Origin of the sequence: Paenibacillus helianthi, from assembly GCF_001909055.1 — a bacterium.
Classification (GTDB): domain Bacteria; phylum Bacillota; class Bacilli; order Paenibacillales; family Paenibacillaceae; genus Paenibacillus_AQ; species Paenibacillus_AQ helianthi.
This window is the reverse complement of record NZ_LVWI01000088.1, coordinates 1-17,533: the sequence shown is the minus strand read 5'-3', so window position 1 is coordinate 17,533 and position 17,533 is coordinate 1. Positions and strand designations below refer to the sequence as shown.

At 49.6% G+C, this 17,533-nt stretch carries 18 protein-coding genes, 7 tRNA genes and 1 rRNA gene; 22 read left to right on the top strand and 4 right to left on the bottom strand.

Annotated elements, in window-relative coordinates; genetic code table 11:
- The first annotated feature begins 182 nt into the window (after nucleotides 1-182).
- The 9 genes from rrf (at nucleotide 183) to A3844_RS28500 (ending at nucleotide 1,760) form a co-directional block, all read left to right on the top strand.
- Nucleotides 183-299: ribosomal RNA gene (rrf, locus tag A3844_RS28540) — 5S ribosomal RNA — on the top strand.
- A 69-nt stretch (nucleotides 300-368) separates the two neighbouring features.
- Entirely contained in the window at nucleotides 369-911 is a 543-nt protein-coding gene (locus tag A3844_RS28535; RefSeq protein ID WP_244169881.1) for an AAA family ATPase, read from the top strand.
- Nucleotides 912-995: 84 nt separating this feature from the next.
- A tRNA-Glu gene (locus A3844_RS28530) sits at nucleotides 996-1,067 on the top strand.
- 79 nt (nucleotides 1,068-1,146) lie between these two features.
- Nucleotides 1,147-1,222, top strand: a tRNA-Val gene (locus tag A3844_RS28525).
- Nucleotides 1,223-1,257: 35 nt separating this feature from the next.
- Nucleotides 1,258-1,334, top strand: a tRNA-Met gene (locus tag A3844_RS28520).
- Between the two features lie 4 nt (nucleotides 1,335-1,338).
- Nucleotides 1,339-1,416: transfer RNA gene (locus A3844_RS28515), tRNA-Asp, on the top strand.
- Nucleotides 1,417-1,500: 84 nt separating this feature from the next.
- A tRNA-Gly gene (locus tag A3844_RS28510) sits at nucleotides 1,501-1,575 on the top strand.
- Between the two features lie 6 nt (nucleotides 1,576-1,581).
- A tRNA-Arg gene (locus tag A3844_RS28505) sits at nucleotides 1,582-1,658 on the top strand.
- 23 nt (nucleotides 1,659-1,681) lie between these two features.
- Nucleotides 1,682-1,760: transfer RNA gene (locus A3844_RS28500), tRNA-Leu, on the top strand.
- A 66-nt stretch (nucleotides 1,761-1,826) separates the two neighbouring features.
- Here A3844_RS28500 and A3844_RS28495 read toward each other — a convergent pair.
- Nucleotides 1,827-3,035: an MFS transporter gene (locus tag A3844_RS28495; protein WP_074109238.1), complete on the bottom strand. Its 1,209-nt coding sequence runs from the start codon at nucleotides 3,033-3,035 to the stop codon at nucleotides 1,827-1,829.
- 113 nt (nucleotides 3,036-3,148) lie between these two features.
- Between A3844_RS28495 and A3844_RS28490 the strand changes: the two genes are divergently transcribed.
- Complete coding sequence (locus A3844_RS28490) at nucleotides 3,149-4,048, top strand: helix-turn-helix domain-containing protein (protein WP_074109237.1); 900 nt, start codon at nucleotides 3,149-3,151, stop codon at nucleotides 4,046-4,048.
- A 74-nt stretch (nucleotides 4,049-4,122) separates the two neighbouring features.
- On the opposite strand, the gene A3844_RS28485 is transcribed toward A3844_RS28490, so the two are convergent.
- A complete protein-coding gene (locus A3844_RS28485; RefSeq protein ID WP_074109236.1) occupies nucleotides 4,123-5,286 on the bottom strand; it encodes a YhgE/Pip domain-containing protein in 1,164 nt (387 codons plus the stop codon).
- Nucleotides 5,287-5,510: 224 nt separating this feature from the next.
- The gene (gene fabV / locus A3844_RS28480; protein WP_074109235.1) at nucleotides 5,511-6,701 is read right to left on the bottom strand and encodes an enoyl-ACP reductase FabV; all 1,191 of its coding nucleotides are present in this window, start codon (nucleotides 6,699-6,701) and stop codon (nucleotides 5,511-5,513) included.
- A 168-nt stretch (nucleotides 6,702-6,869) separates the two neighbouring features.
- Here fabV and A3844_RS28475 point away from each other — a divergent pair, with 168 nt between their 5' ends.
- The 12 genes from A3844_RS28475 (at nucleotide 6,870) to yajC (ending at nucleotide 17,079) form a co-directional block, all read left to right on the top strand.
- A complete protein-coding gene (locus A3844_RS28475) occupies nucleotides 6,870-7,088 on the top strand; it encodes a hypothetical protein (RefSeq protein WP_074109234.1) in 219 nt (72 codons plus the stop codon).
- Nucleotides 7,060-7,224: a hypothetical protein gene (locus A3844_RS32935; RefSeq protein ID WP_167374765.1), complete on the top strand. Its 165-nt coding sequence runs from the start codon at nucleotides 7,060-7,062 to the stop codon at nucleotides 7,222-7,224. The genes A3844_RS28475 and A3844_RS32935 overlap by 29 nt, the downstream gene beginning before the upstream one ends.
- Entirely contained in the window at nucleotides 7,193-7,471 is a 279-nt protein-coding gene (locus tag A3844_RS28470; RefSeq protein ID WP_167374764.1) for a hypothetical protein, read from the top strand. The genes A3844_RS32935 and A3844_RS28470 overlap by 32 nt, the downstream gene beginning before the upstream one ends.
- A 450-nt stretch (nucleotides 7,472-7,921) precedes the next feature.
- Complete coding sequence (locus A3844_RS28460) at nucleotides 7,922-9,160, top strand: serpin family protein (protein WP_074109231.1); 1,239 nt, start codon at nucleotides 7,922-7,924, stop codon at nucleotides 9,158-9,160.
- 90 nt (nucleotides 9,161-9,250) lie between these two features.
- The gene (locus A3844_RS28455) at nucleotides 9,251-10,021 is read left to right on the top strand and encodes a BofC C-terminal domain-containing protein (protein ID WP_167374763.1); all 771 of its coding nucleotides are present in this window, start codon (nucleotides 9,251-9,253) and stop codon (nucleotides 10,019-10,021) included.
- Between the two features lie 215 nt (nucleotides 10,022-10,236).
- Nucleotides 10,237-10,740: a crossover junction endodeoxyribonuclease RuvC gene (ruvC, locus tag A3844_RS28450; RefSeq protein WP_074086249.1), complete on the top strand. Its 504-nt coding sequence runs from the start codon at nucleotides 10,237-10,239 to the stop codon at nucleotides 10,738-10,740.
- Nucleotides 10,737-11,360, top strand: a complete 624-nt coding sequence (gene ruvA / locus A3844_RS28445; RefSeq protein WP_074086250.1) for a Holliday junction branch migration protein RuvA — start codon at nucleotides 10,737-10,739, stop codon at nucleotides 11,358-11,360. The genes ruvC and ruvA overlap by 4 nt, the downstream gene beginning before the upstream one ends.
- 29 nt (nucleotides 11,361-11,389) lie before the next feature.
- A complete protein-coding gene (gene ruvB, locus A3844_RS28440; RefSeq protein WP_074086251.1) occupies nucleotides 11,390-12,397 on the top strand; it encodes a Holliday junction branch migration DNA helicase RuvB in 1,008 nt (335 codons plus the stop codon).
- Nucleotides 12,398-12,438: 41 nt separating this feature from the next.
- Entirely contained in the window at nucleotides 12,439-14,523 is a 2,085-nt protein-coding gene (locus tag A3844_RS28435) for a SpoIID/LytB domain-containing protein (RefSeq protein WP_074109229.1), read from the top strand.
- A 9-nt stretch (nucleotides 14,524-14,532) separates the two neighbouring features.
- Complete coding sequence (queA, locus tag A3844_RS28430; RefSeq protein ID WP_074086253.1) at nucleotides 14,533-15,561, top strand: tRNA preQ1(34) S-adenosylmethionine ribosyltransferase-isomerase QueA; 1,029 nt, start codon at nucleotides 14,533-14,535, stop codon at nucleotides 15,559-15,561.
- Nucleotides 15,562-15,582: 21 nt separating this feature from the next.
- The gene (gene tgt / locus A3844_RS28425; RefSeq protein WP_074109228.1) at nucleotides 15,583-16,719 is read left to right on the top strand and encodes a tRNA guanosine(34) transglycosylase Tgt; all 1,137 of its coding nucleotides are present in this window, start codon (nucleotides 15,583-15,585) and stop codon (nucleotides 16,717-16,719) included.
- A 45-nt stretch (nucleotides 16,720-16,764) separates the two neighbouring features.
- Nucleotides 16,765-17,079 (top strand): preprotein translocase subunit YajC, encoded by a 315-nt coding sequence (gene yajC, locus A3844_RS28420; RefSeq protein ID WP_074086255.1) that lies wholly within the window; start codon nucleotides 16,765-16,767, stop codon nucleotides 17,077-17,079.
- Between the two features lie 118 nt (nucleotides 17,080-17,197).
- On the opposite strand, the gene A3844_RS28415 is transcribed toward yajC, so the two are convergent.
- On the bottom strand, nucleotides 17,198-17,533 hold a 336-nt coding region (locus tag A3844_RS28415; RefSeq protein WP_208619470.1), incomplete at its 5' end, for a transposase.

Genomic DNA, 17,533 nt, shown 5'->3' with positions numbered 1-17,533 from the left:
GAGCTGACCAATACTAATCGGTCGAGGGCTTATCCAAATCATAAAACGCAGATTCGTTTCGGATTCAGTTTTCAGGAATCAAGTTCTGATTCATGAGGCCCAAGAGGTTAAATGAAAAAGATTTGTTTTCAGCATTTGGCGATGCTGAGACCTGAATGATGCATTTGCACCGCAAATGCCCGTTTGGTGGCGATAGCGGAGGGGTTCCACGCGTACCCATCCCGAACACGACCGTTAAGCCCTCCAGCGCCGATGGTACTTGGACCGAAGGGTCCTGGGAGAGTAGGACGCCGCCAAGCACATGAAGCCATTGTTGAGCAATCGACAATGGCTTTTTTGTACATATTAATAAATATGATATCTTGGTGGTGGCTCTTATAATAATTTGGGTGAATGGCGCGTTTGGTTCCGGTAAGACATCAGTTGCTTATGAACTGCATCGCAGGCTGCCTCAGTCCTTTGTTTTTGACCCTGAAAATACTGGATACTATCTTAGAGAAAACATCCCGCATGTCATGTCAAAAATAGATTTCCAGGATTATACTCTCTGGCGAGAAATTAATTATCAAATGTTGAAATACATAGACTCTGAATACCGTGGGACTGTTATCGTACCGATGACAGTGGATGATCCAATATATTTCATGGAGATCGTTGGAAGACTAAGGGAGGAGGGAATACTGATTAGTCAGTTCACCTTACGGGCCTCCCGTGAAACGCTGTTAACAAGATTGCGCAGCCGTGGAGAGGAGGGAAATTCATGGGCTGCCCAACAAATTGATAGATGTGTTGAGGGCTTGAACCATGAGGTGTTCCACTATCATTTGGACACAGAGCTGCTGTCAATAGAAGATGTGGTAGAGTGTATTGCATCGCAGTTGGATATCACACTATTGCCAAGGACCAGTTGAAATCAAAATGAAATATTTATATTGCTATATCCTGTTAAACTTGATATAATATTTTTTGTTGTCGAAAAGAATAATAATATCTAAGGCTCGTTGGTCAAGGGGTTAAGACACCTCCCTTTCACGGAGGTAACATGGGTTCGAATCCCATACGAGTCATTGTTTTAATTTGAAAGTTATAATAATGTTTGCATTTTTCGTGAGAATGTGTTAAGATCATTAAGTTGCTTCTTTCAATGGAGGCTTAGCTCAGCTGGGAGAGCATCTGCCTTACAAGCAGAGGGTCGGGGGTTCGAACCCCTCAGCCTCCACCAGGGAAACATTATTATATAGAATTTTTTTTTACTGACGCGGGGTGGAGCAGCCCGGTAGCTCGTCGGGCTCATAACCCGAAGGCCGCAGGTTCAAATCCTGCCCCCGCAACCAATTTGGAACCGTGGTGTAGTTGGCCTAACATGCCTGCCTGTCACGCAGGAGATCGCGGGTTCGAATCCCGTCGGTTCCGCCATCATTACACTGCTTCAGAGACGATAATCCATTAAGGGTTCGTTGATGCTTATTACTTAAGAAATGAATGCAATACATACCGTGTGCGGACGTGGCTCAGCGGTAGAGCATCGCCTTGCCAAGGCGAGGGTCGCGGGTTCGATTCCCGTCGTCCGCTCCATAATTTGCGCCCTTAGCTCAGCTGGATAGAGCGTTTGACTACGAATCAAAAGGCCGGGAGTTCGAATCTCTCAGGGCGCGCCATTTATCTTTTAAACTAATAATTCGCCGGCGTGGCGGAATGGCAGACGCGCTCGACTCAAAATCGAGTGGGAAACCGTGGAGGTTCGAGTCCTCTCGCCGGTATACTTCAGTAGCCTTGTAAATCGCTTTTAGCGGTGTGCAAGGCTATTTTTATTTTCTGGGATTATCTTATTTATTGAATATGTTGCGCTGATGCTTGAATTTGGATAGGCTAATGAGCCCGGAGCCGGTTATGCATATGAGGCATATTAGTCCGAATACAGAGAATCTGGATTGGAAGCCGAATTGATTCAACAGGAACGTTCCCAGGATAGGACCTCCGATAGTGCCGATTTTGACGAACTCGGAGCAGCCGAAATATAAACCTTTGGCAGATTCTGAAGCAAGCTCATCTACTAATGTGTCGAAGCGGGCACCTATTAATAATTCTCCCAAACTGAAAAGTAGGATAAAGATCAGAGGAACTATATATGAGGTGTGAAAAAGGAAGGACAAAAAACTCATGCTGATCAGTATATTGCTGAGCAGTACAACGTTAAAGGGGTTCCAGTTGGATATCCAGCGAAGCATTGCAAACTGGACGATGAGAATAATAAGGGCATTTGCCGATAACAAGGTTAAGTATAGTTGAATGCCGTTAGTTAAGGAACTGGTGTTGGCCAGGTACTGTGACACTGTCGCGTTCAGCTGAGAATAGCCGAAGAAGGAGAAACTCATACCAGCTAGCAGCAGAAGGAATACATGGTCTTGTAGGAGCAGTTTGAAGACATGGGGGCTGTACTTCGCTTTTTGCGGTGCAGACGCTTCTATACCCGGCAGATCGTGGAAAAAGAATCGTGTGGATATCCCGTATAGAATGTACAGAATGCCTAGGAATACATAAGGAAACAATGTCATTTTCATGTTAAATAGCAGGCTTAGCAGTGGACCCACAAAAGCACCGAGATTAATTGCTGCATATCTCAGATTAAATACCATCAGCCGATTCTCCGGTGGAGTCTGGGTAGAGAGTATTTTTTTGCTTGCTGGCTCAAAGATCGAGTAACACAATCCGTTAAGAGCGCTAAGCAGGAGAAAATGACATGAACTGCCGGCAAAATAAAAGAGAATAAAAACGGTTCCCCAGATAATGGAGATGTACCCCACAATTCTTTTCAAAGAAAGCTTATCTGCCAGGAATCCGCCAAAACCGCCGAAACAAACATTGATGAGCGGATTTATGCTAAGAATATAACCTGTATCCAGGAGCGAAAGGTTCTTTTGATTCGTCAAAAAGATCGCCAGAAAAGGAGTACTCATAAAAAGTGCTGTTCTCGTAAAAAAGGTTCCTATGAGGATATTCCAAACTTTGCTGTTCAGGTTCCGAGGTATGTTCATTCTTATTCTCTTCCTTCTCTGCCTAGGTATTTTCATTGCGTCGAATGTAGCATACAATGAAAAAAAGACTGGAGAATTGTGCTGTATACTCACAACATGAGTGGAGGGAACGGATGTATCTAGGTACAACGATTCAACAGATCCGCAGGTCCAAAGGGATGAATCAAACAGAGCTTGCCCAGGGCATTATGAGCCGCTCCAACCTGTCGCGCTTTGAGGGAGGGAAGTACTATCCGGGTTATGATAAGCTGATTCTACTTCTGGATAAACTGGAGATGTCTCTTGAGGAGCTGCTGTTTCTGCATCAGGATCTCGCTCAGCCGATCAAACGGACGCTGCATCTTACGTTGGTTGAAGCCGGGAACCGGTATGATTTTGAAAAGCTTAGGGAGATCAGCCATGAATGCCTTGCTATGTATCGGAGTACGGGAACAGATGCCTTTTACCATTTGTATTTACTTGGGCAGGGAGTGCTGATCCAGTATGGGCATGAAGATCAAATCAAGCAGATAAGTGAAGTAGCCAATACTATCAAGCCGTATTTACTTGAGGTGGATACCTGGTATTTGTATGAATTCAAACTGCTGAACAACTTCTTGTTCACGTTAAGCAGTGACGATGCCATTTTTTTTGGACAAAGAGCTGTGCATGAATTTGATAAATATCATTCCTTTGCCGAGAGTAGGACCATTCAACAGCATTTACTCCAAAATATCTCGAATATCTGTCTTGCTGAGCGGAATTATGAGAAAAGCCTATTCTTTCTCAAGAGGGCATTACCGTTAGCTGACAAAACAAATCTGTTGTACGATAAGATCGTGACCTCTGTGTTATATGAAATTACATTAGTCTGCCTAAAGCGAAGCCAGGACACCACGAAATTAAAAAGCTATCTGGAGATTCTGAGGCAGCTTGATTTTATGGACAGTTATAATGCCCTGCTGGATGTGTGCCGAAAGCATCTTTATGGAGAATGGCCCTCACTATTAGAAGGCAGTTTAATTATGGGCTAGAACAAGATAGCATTCATATGTTGTTATGAAAAAGAACAAGCCCGTATAGGAGACATGGGCTTGTTCTTCTGTTTTTAGGGGGACGAAGGGCTTGTTGCTTCTACAAGAATCTTTTTGGGGGCACGGCGGACTGCAGTCACTACGGCCGAGAGCAGGGTGCAGGCGATTGCGATATAGACGAGGGCGAGCACGTCGTGCCCGATTCCCTGACCGCCGATCACGAGATCCAGCATGCCATCCACGGCGTAACGGGCCGGGAAGAATTGGCCGATCCAGACATAGAATGGTGACAGAATCTCGCGGGGAATGGTCGCGCCGGAGGACAGCATCTGAATGGAGAGCAGCCCGATGTTCATCCAGGCGCCAGCATCTCCAAAGAGAACGAGACTTAGCTGTGCAAGGGTCATGCAGGCAAGAATGATCAGGAATTCGAACATCCAGGTAGCGAAATATCCTGTAGTGAACGGGATGCCCAGGCTATTGATCAATGTAGTGCTGATCAGAGAGGCCAGGAATGCTACGGTACCCATAATTATAAAGCGTGCGGCGAACCGCTGCCATTTGCCTGCCTGAGCAGAGAGATTCACCGAAGCACGGTTCAGGTTCATAGCAAGCAGCATGGAGCCGGTGAAGGAGGCTGTAACAATCATCAAAGGAACCATGGTTTGGGCAAAGTTAGTGGTGGGGTTAGTGATCTTCACATTGGCATTTATGCGCGACGAGATGCCGGATTTCAAAATACCAGCTTGTGCAGCCGGAAGTTGCATGGCTGCAAGTGCCTGCTGAAGGCCTTGCATAGTAGTCTGCTTGTTCAATGCAGCAGTGATTTGAGCGGCTACCGTTTGCATGGCATTGGACACCATCTGCGGGTTGGACTGGTTGATTAAGTAGTCCAGCTCGGCTTGTTCCCCTGGATTACTCAGCTGCTTGGTGAACCCTTGCGGGATATTGATAATCATACGGATACCACGGCGGTTCATCGCATCCTTCGCTTCCTGCAAAGTCAGGTCTGTCTCGAGCCGGAACTTCAATGAGCTGCTAATTCCATCCATAATTGGCTGAGCGGCGGTACCATCCTCATTAACAATAGCAATGGACATTTGGTTTACACGGTCCGTAACATGATCGTACCCCGTCACCCAAATTAAGCTAAAGAAAACCTGAAATAAGAGTGCAGTGATAATTCCGACAATAGTGACGGGCTGCTTGAGAAACTTTTTTAATAAAGAAATAGACATGATAACATCTCCTTTTATATACCAGATTGATCTATATCGTATTGTAATATATCATTTGGGTATATAATTGACAAGGGCGATATTCATGTTTTGAAAAATACTGATACGGTCAGCAATTGAGCTGGAACAAGTAGTTGTGAAAAATAGCAAACGCAAATAAGCCGCCCCCCAGAAATTCAGGGAGCGGCTTATTTATCATGTGCCAGGCGGAATATTCAAAAGCATTAAACCTGGTTGGGAATCTCTACCGAAGGATCGGTATCGGCCTCGTAATCCACACCTTCGGTCTGGAAGCCAAACAAGTGGAAAAAGTCTTTGCGATAGCCTTCAAGGTCTGCCAGTTCAGGGACATTGTCGGTTTCGAGCTCGTTCCAGCGTCTCATAACCTCGATTTGCACATCCTCGCGCATTTCCCAATTATCGATACGGATCAGATGGCTGCCGTCTGCCGCCGCTTTGCCGCCATTATACAAATGCTCTGCGAACAAACGATACATTTGCTGGATGCAGTTTTCATGCAGTTCCTTATCCTTCATCACTCTATACAGTGCAGAAATGTACAGTGGAACCACTGGAATTGCCGAGCTGGACTGCGTGACAAGTGCTTTGTTAACCGATACAAAAGCACGTCCGCCTAAGACAGCCAACTTCTGATTCAGCGCGATAGCAGTCTGCTCCAGGTCATTTTTGGCCTGTCCAATGGTTCCGTCCCGGTAGATTGGATGGGTGATTTTTGGCCCGATGTAGGAATAGGCTACTGTGGTTGCCCCATCTGCCAGTACGCCGGCTGCCTGTAGCTGGTCGATCCACATTCCCCAGTCTTCCCCGCCCATAACGGCGATTGTCTGGCGGACTTCTTCGTCTGTCGCAGGCTCAATAGTCACCGTTGAGACCTCTCCGGTATGGAAGTTCATGGTCTTATTTGTATAGGCAGTGCCTACCGGTTTTATTACAGAGGAGAAGGTTTCGCCTGTTACAGGATGGGTACGGCGCGGGGAAGCAACACTATACACTACAAGATCCACCGTCCCATATTCTGCCTTGATTAGGTCAATTGTTGTCGTCTTGATGGCATCTGAGAAGGCATCCCCAACGATACTGTGGGATTTGAGGCCTTGCTCTGCGGCTGCCTGTTCAAAAGCGGCAGAATTATACCACCCTGCAGAAGCGGTGCGAATCCCTTCTGCAGCTTTGTCAAAGAATACGCCGATCGTATTGGCTCCAGCTCCAAAAGCGGCAGCAATCCGCGAAGCCAGACCGTACCCGGTGGAGGCGCCGATAACGAGCACGTTCACGGGGCCGGTTAGCTTCTTCTGTGCTTTTACATAATCAATTTGTTCCTGTATTTGTTTGGCGCACCCTTCCGGATGGGCGGTTGTGCAAATGAAGCCGCGCGTTTTTGGCTGAATGATCATCAAGGATTACCCCTTTGTTTTAGTTTTTAACTTTTTTCACTAATATAGAGTATAGCAAATGATGGCTTAGAAAGATAAGTATGATTGCATTTTTATAGTTATTAGAATGATTGCGGAATAGCGAAGTCTGTTATTACTAGGTAAACAGGTGGGCGGGAGGGATTAGGAATGCGTATTATTAGCAGAAGCGAAGCAGCGGAAATCTTGACAATGAAGGCAGTGATCCGGGTAATGGGAGATGTGCTGACGGATCTCGCCCGCGGGGAGGCGGTGAAGAGCCTGCGGCAGGTCTTGCCCCTGCTGGAGGGGAATCTTATGGGTCTGATGCCGGGTTATTTGCGGAGGGAGGCGGCTCTATGTGGACCGGCTGGAGTCCGCTGTCTATGAAGCAGGAGATTATCTGATTCCGCTGGCGGAGGGGGCTATCACCTCCGGACATATTGTTGGTGAAATCTGCGGATTATTGTGCGGCAGTGTTAAGGGCAGGAGTAGTGGGTTGGAAAATACACTGTCCAAAAGATGAATACGTGATCTGGCTTGTCGGCGTTGACCATGCAGGCATCGGTACGGACTGGCACATGAGTGATCTGGACTGGTCGCTTTTACATAATAGTTTGTTTAACTTCTACTGCTCGGGTGAGTACAGCGGGAGGATTTATTTTACGGACCAGGAAGTGATGCACGCCAAGGTAGACACCCGCAGACGCACGCAAATGCAGGATAACAAACTGGATCGGGGAGCGAAATATGGAGGAATTGACACCGGTTGAGGCGGTGATGGCCGGGCAAATTCCTCTCTGGGTGATGGCCGGCTAGGACCTCAGCCAGAAGAGGCTTTACCGGCAGATACCCACATCTATTATCCGGCCGAACCTGTAGATGGCAGCGGGGAGAGGGAGCCTGAGAATATGCGGAGACATGAGCTGCGCAGCGATATTATGGTATATACGAGCGAGCCATTGCTGGAGAGCTTTCGTAGCTTTTCCTAACAACAATACCGGTAATAACCCTTACGAGGATACCGAAGCGGTGATTGTGCAGCAGACCCTTTACCACGACAGCTATTATCCGAGCTATATCCTGCTGCCCGTGATTCCCAGCGTGTAATTTGTAAAAAGACGATTTGAAACATTTTCCAAACAACTGCGTCTTAAACAGTAAATGGCACTCGTGTGTATACGTTTGCTGAAGACGATGTTGAAAGGGGAGAATGTATAGATATGGGCAAAAAAATACTCAAGCTCCTGCTGGCGGTCTTTCTGCTGGCAGGCTGCAGCCAAGGAGAGGCACCGATGAGCTATGCCGAAAGGCAAGACTCTGCGGCCAAGCTGGATTTCCGGCTGGCACAGCAGAGCAACCTGCTGGGGCTTAAGCTTTTCAGCCAATTAAAGGACAAGAGCGGCGGCAATCTGACCATTTCACCGTACAGTATCGCCACCGCCCTGGCTCTAGCCTACAATGGCAGCGCCGGTGAAACTGCGGAAGAACTGGGAAGACTGCTTGGCTATGCCCCTGATGAACGGAAGCAGCTGAATAAAAGCCATCAGGACCTCATGCGGTTAATGCAGGATGCCGGGCAGGGGGTTGATCTGAAGTTGGCCAATTCTGTCTGGGGTACCGCCGGCATTCCGCTGCGTAAGGAATACTTGGCAACCAGCAAGACTTATTATGGTGCAGAGATCCGCAAAGTAGATTTGGCGGCACAGCGGTCGGTCAGCGAGATTAATGGATGGGTATCCAAGCACACAGAGCACAAAATAACGCAGATGCTGGACAAACCTCCTGGGCCACAATCGGTAGCTGTGCTTGTTAACGCGCTGTATTTCAAAGGTGGATGGAAGGAAGCTTTTCCGGTGGAGAATACCCGGCAGGCCGAGTTTCGACTCTCCACGGATGAAACGGTACAAGTACCAATGATGAGCCAAAAGGGATACTTCCCGTACTCTGAACATGAAGAATGGCAAGCCATACGCATTCCTTATGGTGACAAGCAAATGGATATGCTGGTTATTCTGCCAAGTGTACATTCTTCATTGGAAGAGTTGGAGGGCCAGTTTGAGGCAGGCGGATTTCCAGCCGAAGAGGACTTTGTGGAGAAGCAGGGGACCATCGGATTGCCGCGGTTCAAGGCCAATTTCGGGACGGACCTGAATGAAGCTCTTCAGGCACTGGGCGTGAAGCTCGCCTTTGATCCGGATAAGGGCGATTTCTCCAAGCTGGCTGATACTTCTGATCCCATCTTCATCAGCAATATCATTCATAAAACCTATATTGATGTAAACGAAAAAGGGACGGAAGCGTCAGCCTCTACGCTTGTTGGAATGGAAATGGGCGCTGCTCCTACGCCCGACCCTCCCTTTCAAATGACAGTCAATCGGCCGTTTTTATTTGTGATCGAAGACCGTCAGACCGGGGTCTGGCTGTTCATCGGTGCCGTTGAGAATCCGTTGTCTAAATAAAATGGGGCGATTCGTCAAACTTTCACCTCCTGCGCATAAATGTTCCCATCACAGGTCACAATAGGGAAAAAGCAGAATGAAGGGATCAACGTGAATGCTTTTCGTTTAAAAAAACAACTGTGGCGGCGTTGGAGACGTTGGAAAAAGGCTCCTTGGGTAGGCGCGGCCTGTATCGTCTTGACGGTGCTGGCCTGGCGCGGTATGCAGGTTCCGGAGGAGCTCAGCAGCCTGCTGCGTGGTTCGGAATGGGCTGTACCGGGCAATCTTAGCGAGTTAAGCCATGAGGCACAAACCGGTAATCCTGGCGGAAGTGTTCCTGTTACTGCGGCTGTGTACAGCCATGCTGAAGAGAATGGACGTGAAGGGGTAGCTGTAATGGATCATAAACAGCTGCTGAAGGCGATAAGTACGGAGCCGATTCGCCGAAAGGTTCACTTTAAAACAACGTACATTTCCGGTGAGGAGGTATTGACCACTCCAGGGAAGGAATCGATTGCGCAGCTCAAGGGGGTCATCGCTTCACACCCGGACTGGAACGGCTGGATTAGTGCGGATGGCGATCTGTGGATGGAGCACAGTGTCAATGATTTATCTCCGCAAATCAAGAAAGATGCGTTTATCGGAGTGGATGAGCATGGAAATCTGACTCTCTTCAAAGGTCGGCCGGCGGATGAGAGGGTGCTGAAGACCTTTTTTCAAATGGATATGGGCTCAATGAAGTCTTCGCTGCCGGAAGATATTCTGAATCAGCTTCATGAAGGCATCCGTGTGCAGGATGTTGAAGAATACAATAGTGTCCTGTCCACCTTCAGCGATTATGCCCGGGATTCATCGGAACAGGTTATGCAAAGCGAAGAATAACATTGACGAAACGAAGGTCGCCTCTCCGGCTGCTGTTACAGCCGGGGGGGCTTTTTTGGTTAGCTGAAAATGTTCTCGGGGGGTGGTAAACTTTTATACTCCGGGGAAGAGGTTTTTTGCTATAATGGTTAGAAGGAATACATATGTTCGCTTCACGGCGGAGAAATGGATGAAACAGTAGGAATATCTTGCCTGCTGAAGAGGAGAGATTGGATTTGCGCATCCTGGGAATTGACCCGGGGCTGGCGATTGTCGGCTTCGGCTTTGTAGATAAGGTAGGAAATAAATTAACTCCGGTTCAGTACGGATGCATCCAGACCGAGGCGCACACGCCGGAGGCAGAACGTCTGTTGCATGTCTATGAAGGCATGGTGCAGCTGATAGATAAATATAAGCCTGATGCGGTTGCAGTGGAGAAGCTTTTCTTCAGCCGTAATGTAACCACAGCCCTGCCGGTAGCACAGGCAAGAGGTGTAGTGATTCTAGCAGCTGTTCAAGCTGGACTATCCATCGCAGAGTATACACCGATGATGGTAAAGCAGGCCGTGGTTGGTTATGGCAAAGCGGAGAAGAAGCAGGTACAGGAGATGGTGAAGCTGCTGCTGAAGCTGTCCGCTGTCCCGAAGCCCGATGATGTGGCGGATGCACTGGCGGTGGCGGTATGCCACGCCCATTCCGTCAGTCTTAATTCTAAATTAAATGAGGTATTGCGAAAATGATAGATTACTTAAGAGGACCGGTTGTACATTTGGAGTCGGACTATGTAGTCCTGGACGTCCAGGGGGTAGGGTACCGGGTATTCTGCCCGAATCCATATGCGTTTGCCAAGGTGGAGGGTCCGGTGACTGTTTATATTCATTACCAGACGCGTGAGGACGCGACCCTTTTATTTGGGTTCCCCACAAGGGAAGAACAGAAGCTGTTCCGCAAACTGATAGAAGTATCCGGCATCGGCCCGCGCGTAGCCCTGGGCATCCTGACCGGAGGGACGCCCGACCAGCTGATCTCAGCAATTTACCAGGAGAATATCACCTTCCTGACCAAGCTTCCCGGGATCGGCAAGAAGACGGCCCAACGGATGATTCTGGATCTGCGTGACAAGCTGGACGGCCTGAGTGGAGTAGCGATGCAGACCGGACTGTTCGCCGTAGCGGCTGAGGCACAGGCTGCAGCAGAAGCGCTGCCATGGGAGGAAGCACGGGACGGACTGAAGGCCCTCGGTTATACCGAAGCCGAACTGGATCGGGTATGGCTTACTATGAAAAAAGAGGGTTCAGATACAGGACCAGTTGATGTGCTGATGAAGAAGGCGCTGGGGCTGCTGTTTATAGCCAAATAGGCTGCTTGACAGAACGGAGTGATGGATAAATGGATGACCGGATTATATCGGCTAACCTGATGATGGACGAGCAGGCGGTCGAATTAAGTCTGCGCCCCCGTTATCTGGGGGAATATATTGGACAGAACCAGGTAAAAGAGAATCTTAAAATATATATAGAAGCCGCTAAAATGCGAAGTGAGGCGCTTGATCATGTATTGCTCTACGGCCCGCCAGGGCTGGGTAAAACAACATTGGCGAATATTATTGCCAACGAGCTTGGCGTCAATCTGCGGACAACGTCCGGTCCAGCCATTGAACGGCCCGGAGACCTGGCCGCGCTGCTGACCAATCTGCAGCAGGGAGATGTACTGTTCATTGACGAGATTCACCGGCTGCACCGTACGGTTGAGGAGGTCATGTATCCGGCGATGGAGGACTTTGCGCTGGATATTATGATCGGCAAAGGACCGAGTGCCCGCTCGGTGCGTCTGGATCTTCCGCCCTTTACGCTTATCGGCGCTACAACCCGTGCCGGGCTGCTGTCTGCACCGCTGCGTGACCGCTTCGGTGTAGTCAGCCGGCTGGAGTATTATAACATTGAGGAACTGAGCTTCATTGTTTCCCGCAATGCAGAACTGCTAGGCATCGAGATTCTCGGCGACGCTGCTGAGGAGATCGCCTTGCGGGCACGGGGAACTCCCCGGATTGCTAACCGCCTGCTGAAGCGGGTCCGCGACTATGCTCAGGTGCGTGGTGACGGAATTATCACACCTGAGATTGCTGCAGAATCACTGAAGATGCTGCAGGTGGACCCGCGCGGGCTGGACAGTATTGATCACAAGATGCTTCATTCGATGATCAGTTCCTTCCGGGGCGGACCAGTAGGTCTGGATACCATTGCAGCAACGATCGGAGAAGAGAGTCAGACCATAGAGGATGTGTACGAGCCTTATCTGCTGCAGATTGGCTTTCTGCAGCGGACGCCGCGGGGGAGAGTTGTGACTCCTGCCGCTTATCAGCATTTAGGCCTACCAGTTCCTCCACAGCCGCAATAAGCCTTGTTTTGTTATCATCTCTATTCTTAGGAGGCATCAAGATGAATTTTGCCAGGTGGAAAAAGACAGGAGTGACCTTACTTGCAGGTGCCCTGACTGCAGCCGGCCTTCTTCTTCCAGCAGCTGACAGCCATGCCGATCCGAACGCAACCATCCGGGTTGCGCTGTATGCCGATATTGGCAGCAAATATAAATCTACCGTCCCTTTCGTGACGCTGAGTTCGACGATGGGCTTCAGTCTGATGTCAGGCAGTGCCCAGCTGCTGCCCATTCCGGCCAATAACAAAATCCGGATCAGTCTCGACGGGTATAAGGTCAAGGTAATGGACAGCCCAACATGGCAGGCAGCCGCAGAAGCTGCCAAGCAGCTTCAATCGAGCTCCGATAAACCGATGCTCTTCGTATCCTCGCGGAATGGGGCAACGGTCTATCAGTTGTATACAGGCCCCTATACCAGTGAAAATGCGGCTAAGGAAGGCTTGAACCGGGTAGGCAAAGCCGGCCTAAATCTACCCCAGGGTCAGGTTCCGGCTTTGACGGGAAGTAAACATTTGTCTGCCGGAACCTTTGCTTCCCAGCAGGAAGCGGATGCTGTCATGAACACGATCACAGCTGCCGGATTCGACGCCTGGAAGACTCTGGTGAGCGGAACAGACGGCAGCGCACAAGTAGAAGTGTGGGTGGGCGAAGCGGCAAGCGACAGCGATCTTGCTGCTCTGCGAGCAGCAGTAACCGCTGCGCTTCCGCAGCTTAGCATAGGGGACGGGGCGACAGCCAAGCCGGGAATGATGATCCGTACTGATGCGGGACTAGACTGGAGCAGCGAGAGCCAGGCGTTTCACTATCAGGTGTCCGGCACAGGAGCCAAGTTTATGGCCTCCGGCAATTCTGCGGGCATTCAACTGGCTGAGCGTTCCAAGCGTATTTACCGCGGGAACCTGGAACTCAGCAGTCTCGCTGGATCCCTCGCGGTAATCAATGAAGTTCCGCTTGAACAGTATTTGTATGCGGTTGTCGGCGGAGAAGTATCATCCGGCTGGCCGGAAGAGGCGCTCAAGGCTCAGGCTGTAGCAGCTCGAAGCTATGCACTAACGCAGGGCACCCGCTTTGACGTGGCCAATGTGGTGGATACCACGCTCAGCCAGGTGTATAACGGCATAGGTGCTGAAGCACCGGTGATTACCAAGGCAGTAGATGCTACCGCGGGCGAAGTGTTGATGAGCGGAGGTAAAATAGTTGAAGCTGTATTCTCCTCCAACAGCGGCGGTGTGACAGCTGATCCGTCGGAGGTATGGGGCAATGGCGGCACTACTTTCGTCAGTGTAGCCAGCGCAGAGGATGCTGCAGCTGTAGCAGCTTCGAAGAAGTGGTATTACCTGCTGCTTGACAGCGGGATCACTGGGTATGCTCGTGAGGACAATATCAAATTGACTGGCAGTAAAACGGCGGCTGGCCTGGATATGGCCACAGCGAGCACCAAAGATGTGAATATCCGTCCGTTGCCTGTCATTGAGAGCGGTGCAAGTCCGCTGGGCAAGCTGAATCCCGGCGAGAATGCTGTAATTCTGGACCAGTTCTATGAGAACGGAAGCTACAGCTGGGTTAAAGGACCTTACACCTCAGCGGATCTGCTCAAAAGCCTATCAGGCAAGGTCAGCAATTCACTGCCGTCTTCTATCGCCAGTCTGGAGGTTACGCAGCGCGGGCCATCCGGAAGAGTAACACAGGTAAAAGCCAACGGCGAGATTTTACAGGTGAAATACCCTGATCTGTTCCGTTCAGCGCTGGGCGGATTGCCCAGTACTTTGTTTGATATTGTACCTTCCGGCAGTTATACTGTACTAGGCGCTGACGGCTCAAAGGGAATTGTTAGCAGTACCCAGAGCACGGACATATTGTCCGCATCCGGCAAAGTGACGGTGAACGGCAGCGGCACGGTTGTTATGGGGGCAGATACTTCGTCCAGGGCAGTTACGAACAGTCCGGGCTTTTATTTCATCGGCTGGGGAAATGGCCACGGGCTTGGCATGTCCCAGTGGGGGATAAAGGGCATGGCTGACAAGGGGTATGATTACACGAAAATATTGCAACACTATTTTAATAACGTTACTATAGTTAAGGAATGAAGACTGACCATGAATGTAGACGATTATGATTTTCATTTGCCGGAAGAACTAATAGCCCAGACTCCGTTGTCTGACCGCAGTGCATCAAGGCTGTTGCTCGTGAACAAGGAAAATGGACAACTAGAGCATCGGCATTTTACGGATATACTGGAGCAATTTCAGCCAGGTGATACACTGGTTCTGAACGATACACGAGTGATTCCCGCCCGGCTCTTTGGCGTAAAGGAAGACACCGGCGCGAAGGCTGAGGTTCTGCTGCTGAAGAGTCTGGGGGAGGACCGCTGGGAAGCGCTGGTAAAGCCTGGTAAGAAGCTGAAGACCGGAGCGGTGATTATTTTCAGTGATGAGCTTCGTGCAGTTATTGAGGACGAGGCTGATATGGGGGGACGGACGCTCCATTTCATCTATAGAGGGATATTCCAGGAGATTCTGGACAGGCTGGGAAGCATGCCGCTTCCGCCATATATCAAGGAGACGCTTGATGACCGCGAGCGTTACCAGACCGTGTATGCCAAGCATGAAGGTTCGGCCGCCGCACCGACTGCGGGTCTGCATTTCACCCGGGAGCTGCTGGAGCAAATCAAGGCTAAAGGCGTCACGATTGCGTATATTACGCTTCATGTCGGACTTGGAACCTTCCGGCCCATGTCTGTTGAGAAGGTCGAGGAGCATGTAATGCATGCTGAGTACTTTGTATTGTCTAAGGAGACAGCAGATGTGCTTAATGCTGCCAAAGCTAGGGGCGGACGAATCATAGCTGTTGGTACAACGTCCTGCCGGACACTGGAAACGGTGGGCAGACAATCTCAAGGCGGTCCAATTGAAGAGTGCAGCGGCTGGACGGATATTTTTATCTATCCCGGGTATAAGTTTACTGTCGTAAACGCATTGATTACCAATTTCCACCTGCCAAAGTCTACATTGGTAATGCTGGTTAGCGCTCTGGCCGGTCGGGAGAATATCCTTGCCGCCTATGAGGCTGCGATTGAGCAGCAGTACCGATTTTTCAGCTTCGGCGACGCAATGTTTATTTATTAAGCAAGAGGAAGGGTTAAACATATGGCAGCAATTACTTATGAACACATCAAGACCTGTAAACAATCGGGAGCGCGGCTCGGCCGGGTTCATACCCCTCATGGTGTAATTGAGACACCTGCATTTATGCCTGTGGGCACACTCGCTACCGTCAAAACAATGAGTCCTGAAGAGCTGAAGCAAATGGATGCTCACATTATTCTGAGCAACACATACCATCTGTTCCTCCGGCCAGGGCATGATATTATCCGTGAAGCTGGCGGCCTGCACAAATTCATGAACTGGGACCGGCCGATCCTGACAGACAGCGGCGGCTTTCAAGTTTTCTCACTGAGTGATATGCGTAAAATCACCGAAGAAGGTGTGCATTTCCGTTCCCATTTGAACGGGGATAAGAAATTTCTTTCGCCGGAAGTGGCGATGGAGATTCAGAATGCCTTGGGTTCCGATATTATGATGGCTTTTGATGAATGTCCGCCGTATCCGGCAGAGTATGATTACGTTAAAAAGTCACTCGAACGCACCTCGCGCTGGGCTGAAAGATGTCTGAAAAGCCATGCCCGTCCTGAGGACCAAGGGCTGTTCGCCATTGTTCAAGGGGGCATGCATGAGGATTTGCGGCGCCAGAGCGCAGCTGATTTGACTTCCATGGATTTCCCGGGGTATGCTATTGGAGGACTCAGCGTCGGAGAGTCCAAGCAGCTTATGTATGAAGTGCTGGATTATACGGTTCCACTGCTGCCGCAAGGAAAACCGCGTTATTTAATGGGCGTGGGGTCACCGGATGCGCTGCTGGAAGGATCGATCCGCGGAGTAGACATGTTCGACTGTGTTCTGCCTACGCGTATAGCCCGCAATGGAACAACAATGACCAGTCAGGGAAGACTCGTAGTACGCAACGCACAGTATGCACGTGATTTCGGGCCGCTTGATCCGAAATGTGACTGCTATACCTGCCGGAATTATTCCCGTGCTTATTTGCGCCATCTGATCAAAGCCGACGAAACATTCGGCTTGCGGTTAACGACATACCATAATTTGCACTTCCTGCTGGAATTGATGCGTAAAGTGCGTGAAGCCATCAGGGAAGATCGGCTGCTTGATTTTCGCGATGAGTTTTTTGCACAATACGGATTATATGATAATCTCAAAGGCTTCTAGTACAACTGGATTGTGCTTTATTGTTTTTTGAAAGGGGGGAGAATTATGGTACAGCAATTTCATTTTGCAGCAGCTTCAGGGAGCGGAAGCATTCTGGGTCTCGTAGGCCCATTCGTGCTGATGTTTGTGGTATTCTATTTCTTGCTGATTCGTCCACAGCAGAAGAAGACCAAAGCGCGCAACGGAATGTTGAAATCTTTGAAAAAAGGCGATAAGGTAGTAACTATTGGTGGCCTTCACGGCACGATCATGGAAATTTCTGATGATATCGTGGTCTTACGGGTAAATGATGTAACCAAGCTGACCTTCGACCGGGGCTCCATCAGCCACTCTGTTGTTGAAGTAGAAGACAAAGAGTAGTTTATTAAAGTAAAAGGTACATAAAAGGGGCTGTCTCATAAGTAGATTTTCAAAAAAAAGAAACAGCCCATATGTATTCAAGAGGTAGTAAAAAGACAGCAAGGCCGCGATTCTCCTGTTATTGGAGAATCGCGGCCTTGCGTTTTTGGTCCACTGTGGCTTGCTTCAGCATATTATGGGCAAGCGAAAGCCAACCGACCTCAAGCGTCACTTTTTCCATGCCGCGAAGCAGAAAGCGCCGGAAGCCCCGGTTATTCTTCAGTTGTCCAAATACGCTTTCCGGTTCCGTCATTCGGCGTACGGCCAGGGCATAACCTTCCTCGCTTCGCAGGATGTCCCGAGCCTGCTTCTGGTACCGCAGCCTCTCCAGACTGACAACCACTTCCCGATTTCCTGCTGCCTTGGTGCAGCGTTCCTTCAGCGGACAGCCTTCGCAGCTTTGGCTTCGGTAATG

Bases quoted from the DNA above. Each gene is read 5' to 3' on its own strand.
- A3844_RS28460 (WP_074109231.1), top strand. From the start codon at position 7,922: ATGGGCAAAAAAATACTCAAGCTCCTGCTGGCGGTCTTTCTGCTGGCA.
- ruvA (WP_074086250.1), top strand. From the start codon at position 10,737: ATGATAGATTACTTAAGAGGACCGGTTGTACATTTGGAGTCGGACTAT.
- A3844_RS28495 (WP_074109238.1), bottom strand. From the start codon at position 3,035: ATGAACATACCTCGGAACCTGAACAGCAAAGTTTGGAATATCCTCATA.
- tgt (WP_074109228.1), top strand. From the start codon at position 15,583: ATGGCAGCAATTACTTATGAACACATCAAGACCTGTAAACAATCGGGA.
- yajC (WP_074086255.1), top strand. From the start codon at position 16,765: ATGGTACAGCAATTTCATTTTGCAGCAGCTTCAGGGAGCGGAAGCATT.
- A3844_RS28485 (WP_074109236.1), bottom strand. From the start codon at position 5,286: ATGTCTATTTCTTTATTAAAAAAGTTTCTCAAGCAGCCCGTCACTATT.
- A3844_RS28435 (WP_074109229.1), top strand. From the start codon at position 12,439: ATGAATTTTGCCAGGTGGAAAAAGACAGGAGTGACCTTACTTGCAGGT.
- A3844_RS28490 (WP_074109237.1), top strand. From the start codon at position 3,149: ATGTATCTAGGTACAACGATTCAACAGATCCGCAGGTCCAAAGGGATG.
- A3844_RS28475 (WP_074109234.1), top strand. From the start codon at position 6,870: ATGCGTATTATTAGCAGAAGCGAAGCAGCGGAAATCTTGACAATGAAG.
- queA (WP_074086253.1), top strand. From the start codon at position 14,533: ATGAATGTAGACGATTATGATTTTCATTTGCCGGAAGAACTAATAGCC.
- ruvB (WP_074086251.1), top strand. From the start codon at position 11,390: ATGGATGACCGGATTATATCGGCTAACCTGATGATGGACGAGCAGGCG.
- fabV (WP_074109235.1), bottom strand. From the start codon at position 6,701: ATGATCATTCAGCCAAAAACGCGCGGCTTCATTTGCACAACCGCCCAT.